This window comes from Nevskia sp., assembly GCF_021732705.1.
In the GTDB taxonomy this organism is placed as follows: domain Bacteria; phylum Pseudomonadota; class Gammaproteobacteria; order Nevskiales; family Nevskiaceae; genus Nevskia.
In genome coordinates, this window is the sequence record NZ_JAKFUM010000013.1 from 1 (window position 1) to 18,644 (window position 18,644).

General features: G+C 68.9%; 19 protein-coding genes and 4 tRNA genes. 10 read left to right on the top strand and 13 right to left on the bottom strand.

Annotated elements, in window-relative coordinates; genetic code table 11:
- From QZ951_RS15665 to QZ951_RS15695, 7 genes are all read right to left on the bottom strand, one after another.
- The coding region (locus tag QZ951_RS15665) for a GTP-binding protein (RefSeq protein WP_273452399.1) at positions 1–127 on the bottom strand (127 nt) is incomplete at its 3' end.
- 83 nt (positions 128–210) lie between these two features.
- Positions 211–286: transfer RNA gene (locus tag QZ951_RS15670), tRNA-Thr, on the bottom strand.
- A 32-nt stretch (positions 287–318) separates the two neighbouring features.
- A tRNA-Gly gene (locus tag QZ951_RS15675) sits at positions 319–392 on the bottom strand.
- 50 nt (positions 393–442) lie between these two features.
- Positions 443–528, bottom strand: a tRNA-Tyr gene (locus tag QZ951_RS15680).
- A 132-nt stretch (positions 529–660) separates the two neighbouring features.
- Complete coding sequence (gene hrpB / locus QZ951_RS15685) at positions 661–3,174, bottom strand: ATP-dependent helicase HrpB (RefSeq protein ID WP_366943950.1); 2,514 nt, start codon at positions 3,172–3,174, stop codon at positions 661–663.
- Complete coding sequence (locus QZ951_RS15690) at positions 3,164–3,787, bottom strand: ATP-binding protein (RefSeq protein WP_293002234.1); 624 nt, start codon at positions 3,785–3,787, stop codon at positions 3,164–3,166. The genes hrpB and QZ951_RS15690 overlap by 11 nt, the downstream gene beginning before the upstream one ends.
- 189 nt (positions 3,788–3,976) lie before the next feature.
- Positions 3,977–4,645, bottom strand: coding sequence for an MOSC domain-containing protein (locus tag QZ951_RS15695; RefSeq protein ID WP_293002236.1), 669 nt, complete (start codon positions 4,643–4,645; stop codon positions 3,977–3,979).
- Between the two features lie 62 nt (positions 4,646–4,707).
- On the opposite strand from QZ951_RS15695, the gene QZ951_RS15700 reads away from it, so the two are divergent.
- From QZ951_RS15700 to QZ951_RS15710, 3 genes are all read left to right on the top strand, one after another.
- A complete protein-coding gene (locus QZ951_RS15700; RefSeq protein ID WP_293002238.1) occupies positions 4,708–6,306 on the top strand; it encodes a glucan biosynthesis protein in 1,599 nt (532 codons plus the stop codon).
- Between the two features lie 81 nt (positions 6,307–6,387).
- A complete protein-coding gene (locus QZ951_RS15705) occupies positions 6,388–6,861 on the top strand; it encodes a DUF421 domain-containing protein (RefSeq protein ID WP_293002240.1) in 474 nt (157 codons plus the stop codon).
- Positions 6,858–8,126 carry a TIGR03862 family flavoprotein gene (locus QZ951_RS15710; RefSeq protein WP_293002242.1) on the top strand — a complete coding sequence of 423 codons (1,269 nt, stop codon included), beginning with the start codon at positions 6,858–6,860 and terminating at the stop codon, positions 8,124–8,126. Before QZ951_RS15705 ends, QZ951_RS15710 begins: the two co-directional genes overlap by 4 nt.
- Here QZ951_RS15710 and queA read toward each other — a convergent pair.
- The gene (queA, locus tag QZ951_RS15715) at positions 8,069–9,136 is read right to left on the bottom strand and encodes a tRNA preQ1(34) S-adenosylmethionine ribosyltransferase-isomerase QueA (RefSeq protein WP_293002244.1); all 1,068 of its coding nucleotides are present in this window, start codon (positions 9,134–9,136) and stop codon (positions 8,069–8,071) included. The genes QZ951_RS15710 and queA overlap by 58 nt on opposite strands.
- 103 nt (positions 9,137–9,239) lie before the next feature.
- Here queA and QZ951_RS15720 point away from each other — a divergent pair.
- Positions 9,240–9,327, top strand: a tRNA-Leu gene (locus QZ951_RS15720).
- A gap of 409 nt (positions 9,328–9,736) precedes the next feature.
- Here QZ951_RS15720 and QZ951_RS15725 read toward each other — a convergent pair.
- Complete coding sequence (locus QZ951_RS15725; protein ID WP_293002246.1) at positions 9,737–10,156, bottom strand: secondary thiamine-phosphate synthase enzyme YjbQ; 420 nt, start codon at positions 10,154–10,156, stop codon at positions 9,737–9,739.
- A 41-nt stretch (positions 10,157–10,197) separates the two neighbouring features.
- Positions 10,198–11,109, bottom strand: a complete 912-nt coding sequence (locus QZ951_RS15730) for a LysR family transcriptional regulator (protein WP_293002248.1) — start codon at positions 11,107–11,109, stop codon at positions 10,198–10,200.
- A gap of 107 nt (positions 11,110–11,216) precedes the next feature.
- Here QZ951_RS15730 and QZ951_RS15735 point away from each other — a divergent pair, with 107 nt between their 5' ends.
- A complete protein-coding gene (locus QZ951_RS15735; protein WP_293002250.1) occupies positions 11,217–11,693 on the top strand; it encodes a nuclear transport factor 2 family protein in 477 nt (158 codons plus the stop codon).
- A gap of 23 nt (positions 11,694–11,716) precedes the next feature.
- On the opposite strand, the gene QZ951_RS15740 is transcribed toward QZ951_RS15735, so the two are convergent.
- Positions 11,717–12,853 carry a PQQ-dependent sugar dehydrogenase gene (locus QZ951_RS15740; protein WP_293002252.1) on the bottom strand — a complete coding sequence of 379 codons (1,137 nt, stop codon included), beginning with the start codon at positions 12,851–12,853 and terminating at the stop codon, positions 11,717–11,719.
- A 175-nt stretch (positions 12,854–13,028) separates the two neighbouring features.
- Between QZ951_RS15740 and QZ951_RS15745 the strand changes: the two genes are divergently transcribed.
- Together QZ951_RS15745 and QZ951_RS15750 are read left to right on the top strand one after the other, a co-directional pair.
- Entirely contained in the window at positions 13,029–13,601 is a 573-nt protein-coding gene (locus QZ951_RS15745; protein WP_293002254.1) for an NUDIX hydrolase, read from the top strand.
- Positions 13,602–13,745: 144 nt separating this feature from the next.
- The gene (locus QZ951_RS15750) at positions 13,746–14,183 is read left to right on the top strand and encodes a hypothetical protein (RefSeq protein ID WP_293002256.1); all 438 of its coding nucleotides are present in this window, start codon (positions 13,746–13,748) and stop codon (positions 14,181–14,183) included.
- Between the two features lie 136 nt (positions 14,184–14,319).
- Here the strand turns inward: QZ951_RS15750 and QZ951_RS15755 are convergent, their stop codons facing one another.
- Positions 14,320–14,961 (bottom strand): LysE family transporter, encoded by a 642-nt coding sequence (locus QZ951_RS15755; RefSeq protein WP_293002258.1) that lies wholly within the window; start codon positions 14,959–14,961, stop codon positions 14,320–14,322.
- Between the two features lie 177 nt (positions 14,962–15,138).
- On the opposite strand from QZ951_RS15755, the gene cysS reads away from it, so the two are divergent.
- Genes cysS through QZ951_RS15770 form a run of 3 tightly spaced genes read left to right on the top strand, consistent with a single transcriptional unit; the run spans position 15,139 to position 17,957 of the window.
- Positions 15,139–16,515, top strand: coding sequence for a cysteine--tRNA ligase (gene cysS / locus QZ951_RS15760; RefSeq protein ID WP_293002260.1), 1,377 nt, complete (start codon positions 15,139–15,141; stop codon positions 16,513–16,515).
- Between the two features lie 36 nt (positions 16,516–16,551).
- Positions 16,552–17,253 (top strand): alpha/beta hydrolase, encoded by a 702-nt coding sequence (locus QZ951_RS15765; RefSeq protein ID WP_293002262.1) that lies wholly within the window; start codon positions 16,552–16,554, stop codon positions 17,251–17,253.
- Positions 17,254–17,279: 26 nt separating this feature from the next.
- Positions 17,280–17,957: a cupin domain-containing protein gene (locus tag QZ951_RS15770; protein WP_293002264.1), complete on the top strand. Its 678-nt coding sequence runs from the start codon at positions 17,280–17,282 to the stop codon at positions 17,955–17,957.
- A gap of 14 nt (positions 17,958–17,971) precedes the next feature.
- On the opposite strand, the gene QZ951_RS15775 is transcribed toward QZ951_RS15770, so the two are convergent.
- Positions 17,972–18,532: a hypothetical protein gene (locus QZ951_RS15775; protein WP_293002266.1), complete on the bottom strand. Its 561-nt coding sequence runs from the start codon at positions 18,530–18,532 to the stop codon at positions 17,972–17,974.
- Positions 18,533–18,644: the final 112 nt, after the last annotated feature.

Sequence of the window (18,644 nt, forward strand, 5' to 3'; positions counted from 1 at the left end):
TGCCCCAACCCTTGTCCGCGCTGATCTTCGTCAGCGCCGCCGTCGTCGTCGTCTTGCCATGGTCAACATGCCCAATCGTCCCCACGTTCACGTGCGGCTTGGTACGGTCAAATTTCTCTTTTGCCATGGCGAAACGATACTCGGTGATAAGTTGCTGGGATTAACAACAAAACCCTCGGGCCGGCACTGAACCGTCCAGAGGGTGTCAATTGGTGCTCACAATCGGAATCGAACCGATGACCTCTTCCTTACCAAGGAAGTGCTCTACCGACTGAGCTATGTGAGCGAAAACTCGGTTGCATCTGCCGCTGCCGCCGTTGGAGCGGGTGATGGGAATCGAACCCACGTCAGTAGCTTGGAAGGCTACAGCTCTACCATTGAGCTACACCCGCCTGCACCGGCCGTTGGGCCTTCCTCGACCAGCACCTGCACCGCCCGTCCGTGGTGGAGAGAGAAGGATTCGAACCTTCGTAGACGTTAGTCAGCAGATTTACAGTCTGCCCTCGTTGGCCGCTTGAGTATCTCTCCGCGGATCGGACGCTACAGCGAGCCGCGAATTCTGGTGATGTCGGCCCGTCCCGTCAAGCGAAACTTGCGTGTCACCGGCAGAAATCCGTCGGTGACCCGGAAACTTGACGCCAGCCGATGTTTTCGACGGGCTCAGGTGCCTCGCGGCTTGGCGCGAGCGGTGGGCGGCGCCGCCAGCGGATCGTCCGGCCACGGGTGGCGCGGATAGCGGCCCTTCAGTTCCTTGCGTACCTCCTCGTACGTGCGCGCCCAGAACCCGGCCAGATCGCGCGTCACCTGGATCGGCCGCCGTCCGGGCGACAGCAGATGCAGCGACACCGGCATCCGCCCGTCGTTGACCGACGGCGTCTGCGTGGCCCCGAACAGTTCCTGCAGCTTCACCGCCAGCACCGGCGGTGCGCCATCCGGCGCATATTCGAGCGCCACCCGCGACCCGCTCGGCACGTCCAGATGCGTCGGCGCCAGCCGCGCCAGCTTCTGTTGCAGCGGATAGTCCAACAGGCCGTTCAGGATGCCGACCAGTTCCAGCCGCGCCAGATGCTCGCGCCGGGTGATGCCGGACAGGTAGGGCGTCAGCCAGTCGCCGAGCGATGCCGCCAGCGCGTCATCGGAGACATCCGGCCAGTCTTCTCCGCCGCGCCAGGCGCGCAGGCTCAGCACCCGCGCCTGCCACTGCCGCGCGGGGTCGCTCCACGGCAGCACGCCGATGCCGAGGCTGCGGATGCCCGCGATCATCGCGGCCCGCTGGCGCTCGCCATCCGGCTGGTTCAGCGGCTTGCGCTCGAGCACGATCGCGCCGAGCCGCGTCTGCCGCTCGGCCAGCACCGCTTCGGCCTGCTCATTCCAGGCGATGTCGGCCCGGATCTCGATCCGCCCGGCGTGATCGCGCAGCACGTCGGTCTCGGAAATCGCCGCTGCCGCGCGGATGCGTCGTGGCGCGCCGCCCTGCGTCGCACCGACCGTCCAGTGCGCGATCGCCAGCCATTCCGACGCCGCCAGCGGATCGCGTTCCGCCACCCGCGCTTCGCCGCCATCGGCACAGAGATAGCCGACGTCCCGCGCTCCGCGGGTGTCCGCGCGGCGTCGCGCGAGCCGCTCCGGATAAGCCAGCGCCACGATCCGGCCGACCTGATCGGGATCGATCGCTGCGCGGCTGTCGCTGTCGCCATCGCGGTCGATCTGGTCGAGCAGCTGGCGCACGGTGTCGCGCACCCGGCGCAGGGCGCCCGGCTCGGCGCGGCCACCGTGGAAGCTGCGCACGGCCTGCGCGAGATCGACATCGGCATCGCGTTCGTCGAGCACCGCCGCCGTCCACGCCCCGATCGAGGCCAGACCCAGCGCCTTGGCCGTGACCAGCAGATGGGCGATGCGCGGCGCTGCCGGCAGCCGCGCCAGCAGCTTGCCGTGGTCGGTGATCCGGCCATCCGCGCCGATGGCCTCGATGGCGGCGAGCACGTCGCGCGCCTGCGTCCACGCCGGCAGCGGCGGCGGATCGAGCAGCGCCAGCGACGCCGGATCGGCAATGCCCCACGCCGCGAGTTCCAGCGCGAGACGCGACAGGTCCACGGCGAGGATGTCCGGCGTGTCGTGCGCCGGCAGCTGGCCGTGCTGGTCGCGGCTCCACAGGCGAATCGCGGTGCCGGGTCCGAGACGTCCGGCACGGCCGGCGCGCTGATCGGCGCTGGCGCGTGAAATCCGCTGCAGTTCCAATCGGTTGGTGCCGGCGCCGAGGTCGAACCGGGCAACACGCGCGGTGCCGCTGTCGACGACGCTGGTCACGCCTTCGACGGTCAGGCTGGTCTGGGCGATGTTGGTCGCGAGGATCACCTTGCGCCGCCCGTCGCGCGCCGGCGCCAGCGCGGCGTCCTGCTCCGCGCTCGACAGATCGCCGTACAGCGGATGAACGCCGACCGTCGATGCCAGCCGCGCTTCCAGCAGCCGCTGCGCCTCGCGGATCTCGCGACCACCCGGCAGGAAGGCCAGCACGTCGCCTTCGCGTTCGGCGAGGGCCGAGGCACAGGCGTCGGCCACGGCCACCGCGGTGTCGACGCCCGGACGCGGCGGCTGGTAGCGCACATCGACCGGGAACATCCGGCCCTCCGCGCGCACCACCGACGCCTCGCCGAGCAGCGCGGCGACCCGTTCCGATTCCAGCGTGGCCGACATCACCAGCACCCGCAGGTCCTCGCGCAGGCTGGCGGCGGCATCCAGGGTCAGCGCCAGCGCCAGATCGGCATCGAGGCTGCGTTCGTGGAACTCGTCGAAGATCACGAGGCCGACACCCGGCAGCTCCGGATCGGCCTGCAGGCGGCGGGTCAGCAGGCCCTCGGTGATCACCTCGATCCGCGTCGACGGGCCGATCCGGCGCTCGAAGCGCACCTGATACCCGATGGTCTCCCCCGCCCGCTCGCCCATGAGGCTGGCCATGCGCGCGGCCGAGGCGCGAGCAGCGACGCGGCGCGGCTCCAGCATCACGATCTTGCGCCCGGCCAGCCACGGCTCATCGAGCAGCGCCAGCGGGATCACGGTGGTCTTGCCGGAGCCCGGCGGGGCTGCCAGCACGGCACGGCCGCCGGGTCTGGCCAGCGCCCGGCGCAGTTCGGGGAGCGCGTCGAGCGCCGGATAGGCGGGCAGTTCAATCACGATGCGGTGGCTGCCATGCCGAGCCGTCGAACAGGGTGTTGATCGCGGCAATCGCCGTCGCCATGCGCGTCTCGTGCGTGCCGCGCAACAGCCGCCAGCGCGTGTTCTGCGCTGCCAGGGCCTGTTCGAACCAGGTGTGCATGGTGTGGCGCAGGTGCTCGCCGTCCCGAATCCGGTCCGGCACGAACGGAATCTCGTCACCGGCGAGCAGATAGAGGTCGTAATGGCGCGTCGCGGCGATCGCGGCGACGTCTTCGCTGTCGATGCCGAGATAGCGCCGATGCCAGAGCTGGGTCGCGAAGGCGTTGGTGTCGCAGATCAGCAGGCGATTGCAGCGCGGCAGCGCCTCATCCTCCAGCCGGCACTGTTCGGCGGCGATCACGGCGAACTCGTCGCTGGTCCACGGCGCCTGCGTGCGACTGATCCGCGCCTCGGTGTAGGCGCGGCCGAACTCGGGCACCCACTCGGTGCGGTAGTGCTCGGCCAGCGCGCGAGCCAGGCTCGTGGTGCCGGTCGACTCCGCGCCGACCACACAGATTCGCTTGGCCGTGGCCGCGCGTTCGGCGGGGCCGAGCCGCGCCCAGTTCGGATACGGGTCTTCGTGCTGCTTGCTCATGCCGCCGAGCCTGTCCGCCACGGTCGCCAGCCGGCGACGCGCACCCGCACGAATGCCGCGCGCAACAGCGCCGTCGATGACGGGTCCCGACGCCGGCGCAGCGGAATGCCGACCCGACCCGCAGCGATCCGAGGCAGCCGCGATGCGATCGGCGGCGGGGCCGATCTCGATGATGCCGTCATCCGGCGCTCAGTTCCGGCGACGCCAGTCGATGCGCTCGGCCAGTTTGCGCTGCCAGCCGCTGGCCAGACCGGGAATCGCCTGCAGCCGTTCGAGTGCCTCGATCGGCGGCCGGTGTTTCTGCACCACGGCCCAGAACTCGGCGAGGCTCACGGCATCCGGTTGACGTTCGATCAGCTCGATCCGGTCGCCGCAGGCGACGTCGCCGGTCGCGATCACGCGGTAGTACCAGCCGGCCATGCCGGCATCGGCGATCGCGCGGGTCATGCCCTCGACGCCGTGCCGCGCCTCGATCTTCCAGCACGGCGTGCGTGGCTGGCACAGTTGCACGCGGGCGCTGCCGAGCGAGAAGACATCGCCGAGGCAGGCGCTGTGCTCGTCGATGCCGGACGTGGAAATGTTTTCGCCGAGCGCACCGGCACCGAGCGTCGCGGCGGCCTCCGGAAACATCTCGGCCAGCCTGGCGTGGGTTTCCAGCGGGAAGTGGTGCAGCGCCTTGTCCGGCCCGCCATGGACACGGCGATCGGCCTGGGCATCGCCGATCAGGCCTTCCGGACCGATCGCCATCCGGCCGGTCACCGGCTGCTTGAAAATGGCCGTCGGCCGGCCGTCGCCCGGCATCGGCTGCACCGTTCCGGCGTACAGGCCGGTGATCGTCCCGATGAACGAAGAATTCATGCGGATATTATGTCGGACGAACGGTCCATGAATTCGTTGCCCCTTCCTTCCTCGTATCGACCATGCAAAGACGCGAACTGCTGAAATCCCTGTCGGCCGGCGCCGGCGTTTTCGCCGCCGGGGTCACGGCCGGTCCGGCCGAGGCTGCCGCGCCGAAGCTCAAGCTGCTCGGCAAGCCGCAGCCCTTCGACTATTCGTGGCTCAAGGGCCAGGCCCGCCAGATGGCCTCGGTGGCCTATCTGGCCGCGCCGCGCGACCTGCCGAAAACCCTGCAGGGACTCGACTTCGACCGCTACCAGAACATCCGCTTCAAGGCCGACCGCAGCCTGTGGGCCAAGGATGACCTGAGCTTCCAGGTCCGCTTCTTCCACATGGGCCTGTTCTTCAAGGACCCGGTGCGGATGTTCGAGGTCGTCAACGGCCAGTCGCAGGAAATCGCCTACGACGCCTCGCTGTTCGATTTCGGCAAGTCCGGCGTCAAGGCCGGGCAGTTGCCGAACGACCTCGGCTTCGCCGGCTTCCGCGTGCTGTTCCACACCGATCTGGAGCGCGATGTCGGCGCCTGGCTCGGCGCCAGCTATTTCCGCGCCGTCGGCGGCGACTGGCAGTACGGCATGTCGGCGCGCGGTCTGGCGATCGACACCGGCGCGCCGACACCGGAGGAATTTCCGCGCTTCACCGCCTACTGGCTGGAGCGCCCGGCGCCCGGCTCGAACAAGCTGGTGATCTACGCGCTAATGGATTCGCCGAGCGTGGCCGGCGCCTACCGCTTCGAGATCGCCCCGGGCCAGAGCCACGTGATGGAGATCGACGCCGCGCTGTACCCGCGCCGCAAGATCGAGCGCCTCGGCATCGCGCCGGGCACCAGCATGTACCAGACCGGCGAGAACGATCGCCGTCTGGCTTACGACTACCGCCCGGAAATCCATGATTCCGACGGCCTGCAGATGTGGACCGGTGCCGGCGAGTGGATCTGGCGGCCGCTGGTCAACCCGACATCCTTGCGCTTCAACAGCTTCCTCGACAACAACCCGCGCGGCTTCGGCCTGATGCAGCGTGATCAGAATTTCGATCATTATCAGGACGATGGCGCGTTCTACGACCTGCGGCCGAGCCTCTGGGTGGAGCCGAAGGGCGACTGGGGCAAGGGTTCGGTGCAGCTCGTAGAAATCCCGACGATCGACGAAACCTTCGACAACATGGTCGCGTTCTGGAATCCGGAGAAGAAGCCGCAGCCGGGCGAGGAACTGCTGTATGCCTACCGCCTGCACTGGGGCCGCAAGCCGCCGGTGGCACCGCGGCTGGCCACCGTGCAGTCCACCCGCACCGGCCTCGGCGGCCCGGCCGGCGTCAAGCGCACGTACTTCTCGTGGCGCTTCGCGGTGGATTTCGCCGGCGGCGATCTGGCGCTGCTCGGCAGCAACACCAAGGTCGAGGCGATCGTCACGGCGTCACGCGGCACGGTGGAGCTGACCTCGGCTCGGCCGCTGCACGCGATCAAGGGCTACCGCGCGATCTTCGACATCCGGCCGCCGGACGACTCGACCGATCCGATCGACCTGCGCCTGTTCCTGAAGTCGGTCGGTCAGCCGCTGACCGAAACCTGGGTCTACCAGTACAACCCGCCGGCCCCGGCTGATCGGCACCTGGACCGCCTCTGAGCCGCGCCCGGCGCTGACATGGCTGCACGGTCGCGGCGATTCGGCCCCATCATGGCGGCCGAATGACCGGAGATCGTGACGATGTGGCAACTGACCGTGCCGTGGTGGGAGCTGGTGTTGCGGTCCACCGGCGTCTACCTGTTCCTGCTGGGGCTGCTGCGCATCACCGGGCGGCGCGCCGTCGGGCAGTTGTCGCCGTTCGATCTGGTGCTGCTGCTGGTGCTGTCGAACGCCGTGCAGAACTCCATGAATGGCGGCGACAACTCGTTGATCGGCGGACTGATTTCGGCCGTGACACTGGTTGCCGTCAACCACCTGTTCGATGTCGCGACCACCGCCAGCAAGCGCTTTGACCGCCTGATCGGCGGCCGGCCGCTGATCCTGATCCCCAACGGCCGGCTCCGGCCGCGATCGATCGCCACCGCCGACCTGTCGCAGCGCGACATCAACGCCGCGCTGCGCAAGGCCGGCTGCATCTGCGTCAACGAGGTTCGCGTCGCCATGCTGGAAACCAACGGTCAGATCAGCGTCGTGCTGCGCCGGTCGCGGCCATGAGCGGCCGCGTCCGCGTGGCGGTCATCGGCGGCGGCCCGGCCGGGCTGATGGCGGCGGAAACGCTGGCCGCGGCCGGCCATGCCGTCGAGGTCTACGACGCCATGGCCAACTGCGGCCGCAAGTTCCTGATCGCCGGCAAGGGCGGCCTGAACCTGACCCACGCCGAAGCGTTCGCGCCGTTCGTGTCGCGCTACGGCAGCCGCGCCGAGGCGATCCGGCCGATGCTCGAAGGCTTCGGCGCGGACGCGCTGCGCGACTGGGCACAGGGCCTCGGCGTCGAGACCTTCGTCGGCACCTCGAACCGCGTGTTCCCGCGCGATCTGAAAGCCGCACCGCTGCTGCGCGGCTGGCTGCGCCGCCTGCGCGAGGCCGGCGTGCGCTTCCACCTGCATCACCGCTGGACCGGCTGGCGCGACGACGGCGCCCTCGCCTTCACCACCCCCGCCGGCGATGTCGACGTGCGTGTCGACGCCACCGTGCTGGCGCTCGGCGGCGGCAGCTGGCGGCGGCTGGGCTCGGACGGCCGCTGGACCGCGCTGCTGACCGCCCGTGGCGTCGACGTCGCGCCGCTGCAGCCATCGAACTGCGGCTTCGAAACGCGCTGGAGCGAGATCCTGCGCAGCCGCTGCGCCGGCCAGCCGGTGAAACCGGTTGCCGCGCGGCTGTCGCCGGAACACGGCGGCGACGGCGCGTTCCGGCAGGGCGAATTCATCATCACCAGCATCGGCGTCGAAGGCAGCCTGATCTACGCGCTGTCCGCCGCGCTGCGCGATGCGATCACCCGGTACGGCCACGCTGATCTGGAACTGGACCTGCTGCCGGGCGTGACGCTCGACGCGCTGACCGCGAAGCTGGCCGCGCCGCGCGGCAAGCAGTCCGTCGCCAAGCATCTGCATCGCTGCGGGCTCGATGCGGTCAAGAGCACGCTGCTGCGCGAGCTGGCGCCGGACGCCGCCTTCGCCGAACTGGATCGGCAGCCGGCGGCCCTGGCGGGCCAGATCAAGCGGCTGCGATTGAACCTGAGCAAGACCCGGCCGATCGACGAAGCGATCTCTACCGCGGGCGGCGTGCGCTTCGAGGCACTCGACCAACACCTGATGCTGACCGCGCTGCCCGGCGTCTTCTGCGCCGGCGAAATGCTGGACTGGGAAGCGCCGACCGGCGGCTATCTGCTCACGGCCTGCTTCGCCAGCGGCCGTGCCGCCGCTCAGGGTGCGGTGGACTGGCTCGCCGCCCGCGCCGGCAGCCACATCGCGTCACCGTAGGAGAAGAACCGGTAGCGGCTCGCCACCGCGTGGCGATAGGCCGCCATCACCCGGCCGTGACCGCCGAACGCACACACCAGCATCAGCAAGGTGCTTTCCGGCAGGTGAAAGTTGGTCAGCAGCGCGTCGACCGCCTGCCAGCGATAGCCCGGCGTGATGAACAGCCGCGTCTCGCCCTGATACGGCTGCACGCGGCCGGTCTGCGCCGCAGCGGTCTCCAGCGCCCGCACCACCGTGGTGCCGGCGGCAACCACGCGCCCGCCGCGGGCCTCGGCATCCGCCACCGCCTGCGCCAGCGCGGTGGTCACGGTGACGCGCTCGCTGTGCATGACGTGCGCGGCCAGATCATCGACCCGCACCGGCTGGAAGGTGCCGGCCCCGACATGCAGCGTGGCGAAGGCGATGTCGACACCGCGCGCGCGAATCGCGTCGAGCATCGCCTCGTCGAAATGCAGGCTCGCCGTCGGCGCCGCGACCGCGCCCGGCTCGCGTGCCCAGACCGTCTGGTAGCGCGCGTCGTCGGCCGCGCTGTGCCGGCGCTCGTCGTCGCTGCGGGCGATGTACGGCGGCAGCGGCAGCTCGCCGTGCCGATCGAGCGCGGCCAGCAGGTCGTCGGTCTCGAACGCCAGCTCGTACAGATCGTCGTGCTTGGCGATGACGGTCGCTGCCAGCGCGCCGTCGGCGAACAGCAGCCGGCCGCCCGCCTTCGGCGTCTTGCTGGCGCGCACCTGAGCCAGCGCGCGCTGCGCATCGAGCACGCGCTCGATCATCGCTTCAATCTTCCCGCCGGATTCCTTCGCGCCGTGCAGCCGCGCGCGGATTACCCGCGTGTCGTTCAGCACCAGCAGATCCCCCGCCCGCAGTTCACCCGGAAGGTCGACGACCCGGGCATCGCGAAAATCGATGGCGTCCGGATCGACGCACAACATCCGCCCGCCGCTGCGGGTGGGTGGCGGCACCTGCGCGATCAGTTCGGGAGGAAGCTCGTAGGTGAAATCGCTGCGCTGCATGGCGTGATCGGCGGCTCGAAAAAGGTCGGCGCCATCAGCCTGCAGCCGCGGCGCGGCGGCTATAATGCGCGACCTTGCAGCCTGCTGCGGGGCATCAATGCGGGCCTGAGTGGCGGAATCGGTAGACGCAGCGGACTCAAAATCCGCCGAGGCAACCCCTCGTGAGAGTTCGAGTCTCTCCTTAGGCACCAGTTTTCGGATGCAATGCCACCTTGGCCTTGCGCGAAACGACTTTCAACGCCGGTCGTCGACTGGCAAGTGCAGCGTCCCGGTTGCGTCAAGACAGGTTGCGAACGTCGAGACACGGCCTTCATCGCCCACACACGGGCCGCGCATCCGATCCGAAAACGCTTCCCTGGCCCTGCCCCGAGCAGGCCACAGCATCGTCCCGGCGATGCGGGACCGTGATTGCATGCTAGATCGACCAGCAAGCGTGCGCGACGGCAAGGTATCAGCCGGGCGTCATCGAAAACCGGATACCTGCCGTGGTTTGCAACGACGATTCACGTCGACACCGACCGAAATTTCAGAAGCGGCCAGGGCGTTTGATCGACGCCAGCAGTTTCGAGTCCGCGTCCGAATCGTCAGTCATCATCAACGTCACTCGCCGATGATCTTGACCAGCACCCGCTTGCGTCGGCGGCCATCGAATTCGCCGTAGAAGATCTGTTCCCACGGGCCGAAGTCGAGCTGGCCGGCCGTGATCGCGACGACGACCTCGCGGCCCATGATCTGGCGCTTGAGATGGGCATCGGCGTTGTCCTCGCCGGTGTCGTTGTGACGCCATTGGCGGATCGGCTCGTGCGGCGCGAGGCCTTCGAGCCAGCGCGTGAAGTCCTGGTGCAGGCCGTGCTCGTCATCGTTGATGAAGACGCTGGCCGAGATGTGCATCGCGTTCACCAGACAAAGGCCTTCCTGCACGCCGCTCGCCTTCAGCGCCGCCTCGACCTGCGGCGTGATGTTGATGAACGCGGTGCGCGCCTTCGTCTCGAACCACAACTCCTGACGGTGACTTTTCATGTCCGACGGATCTCATTCGGGAATCGGGAGGGGCGCTGCACTCAGGCAGCGACTTCGGTCAGCGCCGGATTGCGGCGCAACGCCGCAACGAGGGCATCGAAGCCGGCGCGCACCTTCGCCGATACCCGGCTGCCCTCATGGTGCAGCACGTGCACCGGCAACGGTGGCGGCTCGGTGTCCGGCAGCACGATCGCCAGCCGGCCGTCGCGCACCGCGGCATCGGCCTGATAGCTGAGCAGGCGCACGACGCCGAGGCCGGCGATCGCGGCATCCAGCGCCACTTCCACGCTGTGCGTGATCAGCTGCGGCGACATCGGCACCGATTGCACCTGACCGTCGATCTCGAAGCGCCAGTCGTTCGGGCTGCCGATGCCGCTGAACGCGATGCCATCGTGTGCGGAAAGATCGGCCAGCGTTCGGGGCACGCCGCGCCTTGCCAGATAGGTCGGCGCCGCGCACATCACGCGGCGAACGTGGCCGACGCGCACGGCGCGCAGGTTCGAGTCCGGCAGGTCGCCGATGCGGACCGCCAGATCGACACCTTCGTCGAGCAGGTTGACGACGCGATCGACAAACAGCGTGCGTACCGTGACCTCCGGATGCCGCGCAAGGAACTCGAACAGCACCGGCGCCACATGCAGGCGGCCGAACAGCACCGACGCGGTGACCACCAGCTGTCCACGCGGCTGGCCGTGGAGGCCGGCGGCGGCCTGCTCGGCTTCGGCGATTTCCGCCAGCAGGCGGCGGCAGTCGCCGACGAAGCGCTCGCCGGCTTCAGTCAGGCTGACCTGCCGCGTGGTCCGGTGCAGCAGCCGGGCGCCGAGCCGTTCTTCCAGCGAGGCGATGGCGCGGGTCACTGCCGGGGTCGACAGCGCCAGTTGCCGCGCTGCTGCCGAAAAGCCGCCGGTATCGGCCACGGCCTGAAACACCGTCATCTCGTGCAAGCGGTCCATTGTTGCGCCTCGCGACACGAATCGATTCGATCGACAAGGATTCTAATCGCGGTCTCAAGCGCGCAAAGTGGCTGCATCACCCGCCCTCACGCGACAGGACTGCGCACATGACCTCCCCCGAACCCCGCCCGCCGCTGCCGCCGTTCTCGCTCGAAGACGCGATCCGCAAGGTTCGTCTGGCCGAGGACGCGTGGAACTCGAAGGACCCGGTGCGCGTGTCGCTGGCGTACACGCCGGACAGCCGCTGGCGCAATCGCAACGAGTTCCTGGTCGGCCGCGGCCAGATCGTCGAGTTCCTGCAGCGCAAGTGGGCGAAGGAACTGGACTACCGGCTGATCAAGGAAATCTGGGCCCACGGCACGCATCGCATCGCGGTGCGCTTCGCCTACGAGTGGCACGACATCGACGGCCACTGGCATCGCTCGTACGGCAACGAGAACTGGGAATTCGACGGCCACGGCCTGATGGCGCGGCGTCACGCCAGCATCAACGATCTGGCGATCGGCGAAGGCGACCGCCTGTTCCGCTGGCCATCCGGCCGCCGGCCGGACGATCACCCGGGCTTGAGCGATCTCGGGCTGTAGGCAGCGGCGAGCCGGCGCCGGACCTACTGCGGCGGTTCCAGCCGCAGTACCCGGCCCTGCTTCAGATCGGTGGTGACGTAGACGTAGCCGTCCGGCCCGACGCGGACGTCGCGGATGCGCTCGCCGATCTCGGTCAGCAGCTGCTGCTCGCCGACGATGCGGTTGCCATCGAGCGAGATCCGGTCGAGATAGCCGAACTTCAGCGAGCCGACGAACAGGCTGCCGCGCCATTTCGGGAAGGCATCGCCGGTGTAGAAGGCCATGCCGCTTGGCGCGATCGACGGCACCCAGTAGTGCAGCGGCTGCTGCATGCCGTCACGCGTGGTGCCTTCGCCGATCTTCGAGCCGTCGTAGTCCACGCCCCAGGTGATCACCGGCCAGCCGTAGTTGCGGCCGGCTTCGTCCAGATTGATCTCGTCGCCGCCCATCGCGCCGTGCTCGTGCGTCCACAGGGCGCCGGTCTTCGGATGCAGCGCCGCGCCCTGCAGGTTGCGGTGGCCGTAGGACCAGATTTCCGGCCGTGCCGCCGGGTTGCGGACGAACGGGTTGTCGAGCGGAATCGAGCCGTTCGGATTGATCCGCACGACCTTGCCGTAGTCGGTTGCCAGATCCTGCGCGCCTTCCTTGTGGATGTAGCGATCGCCCTGGGTGATGAACAGCGTGCCGTCCGGTGCGAACACGAGGCGGCTGCCGAAGTGCAGCCCGCCCTCGGCTTTCGGGAACTGCCGGTAGATCACCTCGACCTCGGTCAGCGCGTTGTCGACGAGCTTGCCGCGCGCGACGGCCGTGCCGGCCATGCCGAGCACATCGCCCTCCGAGTACGACAGGTAGACGAGGGCATTGCGCTCGAACGCCGGGTCCAGCACCACGTCCAGCAGACCGCCCTGGCGCTTCGCGAACACCGCCGGCACGCCGGTCACCGGCGGCGACAGGCTGCCATCGCGCGCGATGATCCGCAGCCGCCCCGGGCGCTCGGTGACCAGCATCCGGCCATCCGGCAGGAACGCGAGGCTCCACGGGAACTCGAGCCCTTCGGCCACGACCTTGAGCTGATACGGCAGCGTGGCCGGCGCGGGCCCCTGCGCGGCCGGCAGCGAGCAGGCGGACAACAGCACGGCGAGCAGGACGCTCAGCACGGCAGGCAGCAGCGATCGGGACATGCGGGTTTCCGGGAATGAGTGAAACGGATGGCAGCAATAGCATGCGGCACGTCAGCAGCGCGTGAGGTCCGCCGGCTTGCCGCCCGCATGCGGCCGCACCGGGGGCCGACAGTCCGGGGCCGTCTGATAACCTGTGGAACAAGCTGTTCCGCGTGCTTCCAACTGCCCTTCTCGCATGAAATTCTGCTCCGACTGCGGCCATGCCGTGGAACACCTGATCCCGCCTAGCGACCATCTGCCGCGCCACGTCTGCCCGTCGTGCGGGACGATCCACTATCGCAACCCGAAAGTGATCGCCGGCTGCGTGCCGGTCTGGGAAGACAAGGTGCTGATGTGCCGCCGCAACATCGAACCACGCCTCGGCCTGTGGACGTTTCCGGCCGGCTTCCTCGAGATGAGCGAGACCAGCGCCCAGGGCGCCGCGCGCGAAACCCTGGAGGAATCGCAGGCGGAGGTCGACATCGGCGGGCTGCTGGCGGTGATCAACGTGCCGTATGTCTCGCAGATCTACATGATCTATCGCGGCACCATGCGCAGCCCGCACCACGCGATCACGTCCGAAAGCTCGGAAACGCGGCTGATGCGCGAGGACGAGATCCCGTGGGACGAGATCGCGTTCCCGACGATCTGGCACAGCCTCAAGTTCTTCTTCGAGGACCGCGCCAAGGGCGTCGAGGGCATCCACACGATGGACCTGCTGTTCCGCACCGGCCGTCGTCCGGAAGTGACGACCGCGGCACCGGAGTGAGGCCTTGCGGCGCCGGCGCGGTGCGTCGAATTGTCAAAAGCAAGTCAGGCCCCGTTCAGGAACCGGGCGTATGGTGAAGTTGTCGACCACGCACCGTTCGCCACAGAACAGGCTCGTCGGCGTCATCCCCATCAGGAGTCGCACATGAACAAGACCATCTTTGCTTCGATCTTCGCCGCCGGTGTGCTCAGCCTGGCCGCTACGCGGGTCCATGCCCAGACCGCGCCGGCCCAGACGCCGGCGGAAGCGTCCGCTGCCCGTCAGGCCGAGCGTCAGGGCAACCGCGCCGAGCGCCAGGAACTGCGCCAGGGCAACCGGGCCGACCGCACCGACCTCCGTCAGGAGAATCGCGCCGAAGCCGTCGATCAGGCCCAGTCGCAGGCGCAGGCCGCGAATCCGAACCCGGAACGTGCCGCCAAGGTCGATGCCGCGCAGGATCGCGCCGCCGAGCGTCAGGGCAACCGTGCCGAGCGTGCCGACACCCGCCAGGAGAACAGCAGCGAGCGTCAGGCCGAACGTCAGGGCAACCGCGCCGAACGCCAGACGCTGCGTCAGCGCCAGCGCGCCGACCGCAAGAACTGATCGCGCGTCCTCCGGGCACGGCCGTCGCGTCCCCCCGCGCAGCGGCGGCGCCCGGAACCACGGCGTCAGGCAGCACCCGAAAGAGACCGCTTCGGCGGTCTCTTTTTTTGTCCGCGATCCGGGCCCTGTTGCGCGCTCAGGACGAGTGCTTGAACACCGCGAGCCCGATGCCGGCCAGCACGAACAGCGAGCCGAAGGCGCGATTGGTCCAGCGCGCGACGTCCGGATTCTGCAGCCAGCGCAGCGCCTGCACGCCGAGCGCGGTGTAGCCGGTCATGCAGCAGACATCGGTGAACAGCATCGTCACCCAGACGATCAGGAACTGGATCAGCTGCGGCGCCTGCGGGTCGATGAACTGCGGCAGCACCGACGCCGTGAACAGGATGCCTTTCGGATTGGTCGAGTTGACGATCAGCCCGCGCAGGAACAGCGCGCGCGGCACGTTGATCGCCGCGACACCCGGCGCAGACGGCTCCGGTGCGCGAATCGGGGCTTCGGCTGATCGCCACTGCTGCACGCCGAGATACACGAGATAAGCCGCGCCGAACCACTTGATCGCGGTGAACGCAATCGGCGACGCCGCCAGCACCGCGCCCAGGCCGACGCCGACCACGATCAAGGTCACCGTCGCCCCGGCCTGGAGCCCGGCGATGTTCCACAGGGCTGCGCGAAAGCCGTGCTGCAGCCCGGCCGTGACGCACGACAGCACGCCGGGGCCGGGGGACAGGCAGATCAGCCACGCGGCGACGAAGAAGGCCAGCCAGGTATCGAAAGTCATGCGAAACGCGGCGCAAGGAACGCGCCGGACCGGGAGCGGGAAGGCGCGCAGGATACGCCGTGGCCGCGACAGCGCGGCGTGTTGCGCTGCAACCGGCCGCCCCCAAAGTTATCCTTCCGCAGTTTTTCGCTGCCCGCCGCCCCGCACGCGGCCCGTCCGCCGCCCGATCGAGTCCCCATGCACCTGCACAACACGCTGTCCGGCCGCAAGGAAGAGTTTGTCCCGCTGAACCCGGAGCGGGTGACGATGTACGTCTGCGGACCGACGGTCTACTCGTTCGCGCACATCGGCAACGCCCGGCCGGCCGTGGTCTTCGACGTGCTGGCGCGCGTGCTGCGCCGCCGCTACCCGCGCGTCGACTACACCCGCAACATCACCGACATCGACGACAAGATCAACGCCGCCGCCGCGAAGGAAGGGGTGGAGATCGGCGTCATCACGCGCCGCTACACCGACATCTATCACGAGGATCTCGACGCGCTCGGCGTGCAGCGCCCGACGTTCGAGCCGAAAGTCACCGAGCATCTGGCGCACATCATCTCGATGATCGAGCGCCTGATCGCGAACGGCTCGGCCTACGCCGCGCAGGGCCACGTGCTGTTCAACGTGCCGAGCTATGCCGGCTACGGCGAGCTGTCGAAGCGCGACCGGCGCGAAATGATCGCCGGCGCCCGCGTCGAGGTCGCGCCGTACAAGAAGGACCCGAGCGATTTCGTGCTGTGGAAGCCGTCGACCGACGAACAGCCGGGCTGGCCGTCGCCATGGGGCCGCGGCCGTCCGGGCTGGCACATCGAATGCTCGGCGATGGCCGAAGCGCTGCTCGGCGACACCATCGACATCCACGGCGGCGGCCACGACCTGGTGTTCCCGCACCACGAGAACGAACGCGCGCAAAGCACCGCCGCGCACGAGGGCGCCACGTTCGCCCGCTACTGGCTGCACAACGGCTTTTTGACGATGGACTCGGAGAAGATGTCCAAGTCGCTCGGCAACGTGCTGCTGATCCGCGAGATCCTGAAGCACGCGCCGGGTGAAGCCGTGCGCCTGGCGCTGCTGACCGGCCACTACCGCCAGCCGCTGGACTGGAACGACGAAGCGCTGGCCGACGCGCGGCGCAAGCTCGATCGCCTGTACGGCGCGCTGCGCGATGCCGGCGACGTGGCCGCCAGCGACGCCAAGGCGCCGGACGCCTTCATCGCCGCCCTCGAAGACGACATCAACACACCGGCCGCGCTGGCCGAGCTGTTCGAACTGGCCAAGGCGCTGAACAAGTCGACCGATGCGGCCGAGCGCGCGACGCTTGTCGCGCAGCTGCGTGACGCCGGCTCGGTGCTCGGCCTGCTGCAGCAGCCGCCGGGCGAATGGTTCAGCCAGTCCACCGGCAGCGCCGGCGAAGGCCCGAGCGAAGCCGAGATCGAAGCCGCGCTCGCGGCCCGCCTTGCGGCCAAGGCAGCCCGCAACTTCGCGGAGGCCGACCGCATCCGCGATGATCTGAAGGCACGCGGCGTGCTCGTCGAAGATTCCAAGGACGGCCAGCGCTGGCGTCGCGCCTGATTCCGCTGCTCCGCCCCTATCGACTCTCGAGCCCCGATGGCCAGTCCCACGCAACCGATGATGCCGCCGCCGAAGCTCCTGCTGTGGGAGCTGCGCGTGGTGCCCGAGCTGGTCACCAGCTTCCTGCCGCGCCCGTTCGCCGCGAAGCTGCCGCGCGGCCGCGGTGAACCGGTGCTGGTGCTTCCGGGCTTCGCGGCCGATGACATCGCCATCCGCCTGCTGACCAAGCGGCTGAAGGCGCTGGACTATCGCGCCGAAACCTGGGGCCTGGGCCGCAACACCGGCAACATGAAGAAGCTGATGCCGCAACTGATCGAGCGCGTGCAGCAGTTCAGCGCCACGGCCGGCGCGCCGCTGAAGCTGGTCGGCTGGAGCCTCGGCGGCGTGATGGCGCGCGACATCGCCCGCGAGTACCCGGCGCTGGTGTCGCAGGTGATCACGCTTGGCTCGCCGGTGGTCGGCGGTGCGAAGTACACCACCTTCGGCAGCGGCTACCAGAAGCGCGGCTACGACCTCGACCGGATGGCGCAGGCCGCCGACGATCGCGAAACCGCGAAGGCCATCCCGGTGCCGGTCACCGCGCTGTACGACCGGCGCGACGGTATCGTCAACTGGGCCGCGTGCATCGACCGCCACAACCGGCATGTCCACCACATCGAAGTGCAGTGCTCGCACCTCGGCATGGTCGTCGACCACGGCGTGTTCGTGCAGATCGCGAAGTCCCTGTCGAAGCCGTGACCTGATCGGCTTGTCCCGAGACCCCGATGAAACTGCACACCGACTACCGCCAGCGCGTCGTCATCGACACCACGGCGATGGACTGGACGCCCTCGCCGCTGCCCGGCGTCGAGCGCAAGCCGCTGGACCGCGACGGTGCCGAAGTCGCGCGGGCCACGAGCCTCGTGCGCTACGCGCCGGGCTCGTCGTTCAGCGCTCACACGCACGGCGGCGGCGAAGAGTTCTATGTGTGTGACGGCGTGTTCGAGGACGAGCACGGCGCCTATCCGGCCGGCACCTACGTGCGCAACCCGATCGGCAGCCGGCACATCCCGAAGTCGCCGCAGGGCTGCACGATTCTGGTCAAGCTCTGGCAGTTCGAGGACGGCGACACCGCGCAGTTCTCGGTAGACACCGTGACCGCCGAGTGGCGGCCGGGCCGGGTGCCGGGCCAGCGGGAAATCCTGCTGCACCAGTTCGGCGATGAAGTGGTCAAGCTGATCGACTTCGCGCCCGGCTGCACCTCGCTGTTCCACGCGCACGACGGTGGCGAGGAAGTGCTGGTGCTGTCGGGCACGCTGAGCGACGAGTTCGGTGACTACCCGGCCGGCACCTGGTATCGCGTGCCGCCGGGCTCGTCACACACGCCGTTCTCGCGCGACGGCTGCCGGATCTGGTTCAAGGCCGGGCATCTGCCGCCGCGCGCGAAGCTGCCGGGCCTGTGATCACCCGCGGCTGATCACGGCCAGCTGCCGAGTTCCTTGCACGCGCCGACGTGGTACAGGTCGCTGCGACCGTCGTTCGCGACATACACCTGCAGCGCCGCGGTCTTCGGCAGTTCCGTGCCGTCGCCACAGACGGCACTCTGGGTGCTGCCGATCACGACCTGCGTGCCGGGGCGAATCTCGCACTCCACCAGCGCATCGACAGCGCTCCACTCCGGACAGATCGCGTACGTCGCGCGATAGCTGTCGCGCGTGCCGCTCGGCTTCTCCAGCGCCCACCACGAACCGCGCTGCGTGTAGCCCTTTGCGGAATCGTAGACCCGGTACAGCTTGACCGGCGCGCTCACGGCATAGACCTGACCATCGCAGGTCCCGCCCTTGCCGCTGACACCGCGCGCCTTGCCGAGCAGCACGTCGTTCTCGGACGTTTTCAGGCTCGGATCGATCGCCGCGGTGCCCGTGACGCAGGCAACGCCATCAATGCCGGTGACCGGGCTGGCCGGCCCGGTCGGAAGGCCCGCACAGCCACTGACCACCAGCGTCACCGCGAGCCAAAGACCCTTCCGCATCGTCATCTCGTTCTCCTCCCTCTCGTGGGTTTCCCGGGCGCGAAGGCAGTGCCGGCGGCGGTTCGTCCGCATCATCGAATTCGATGTGCAGCCGCGGCCCCGGTGCTCGCTCGTCCCA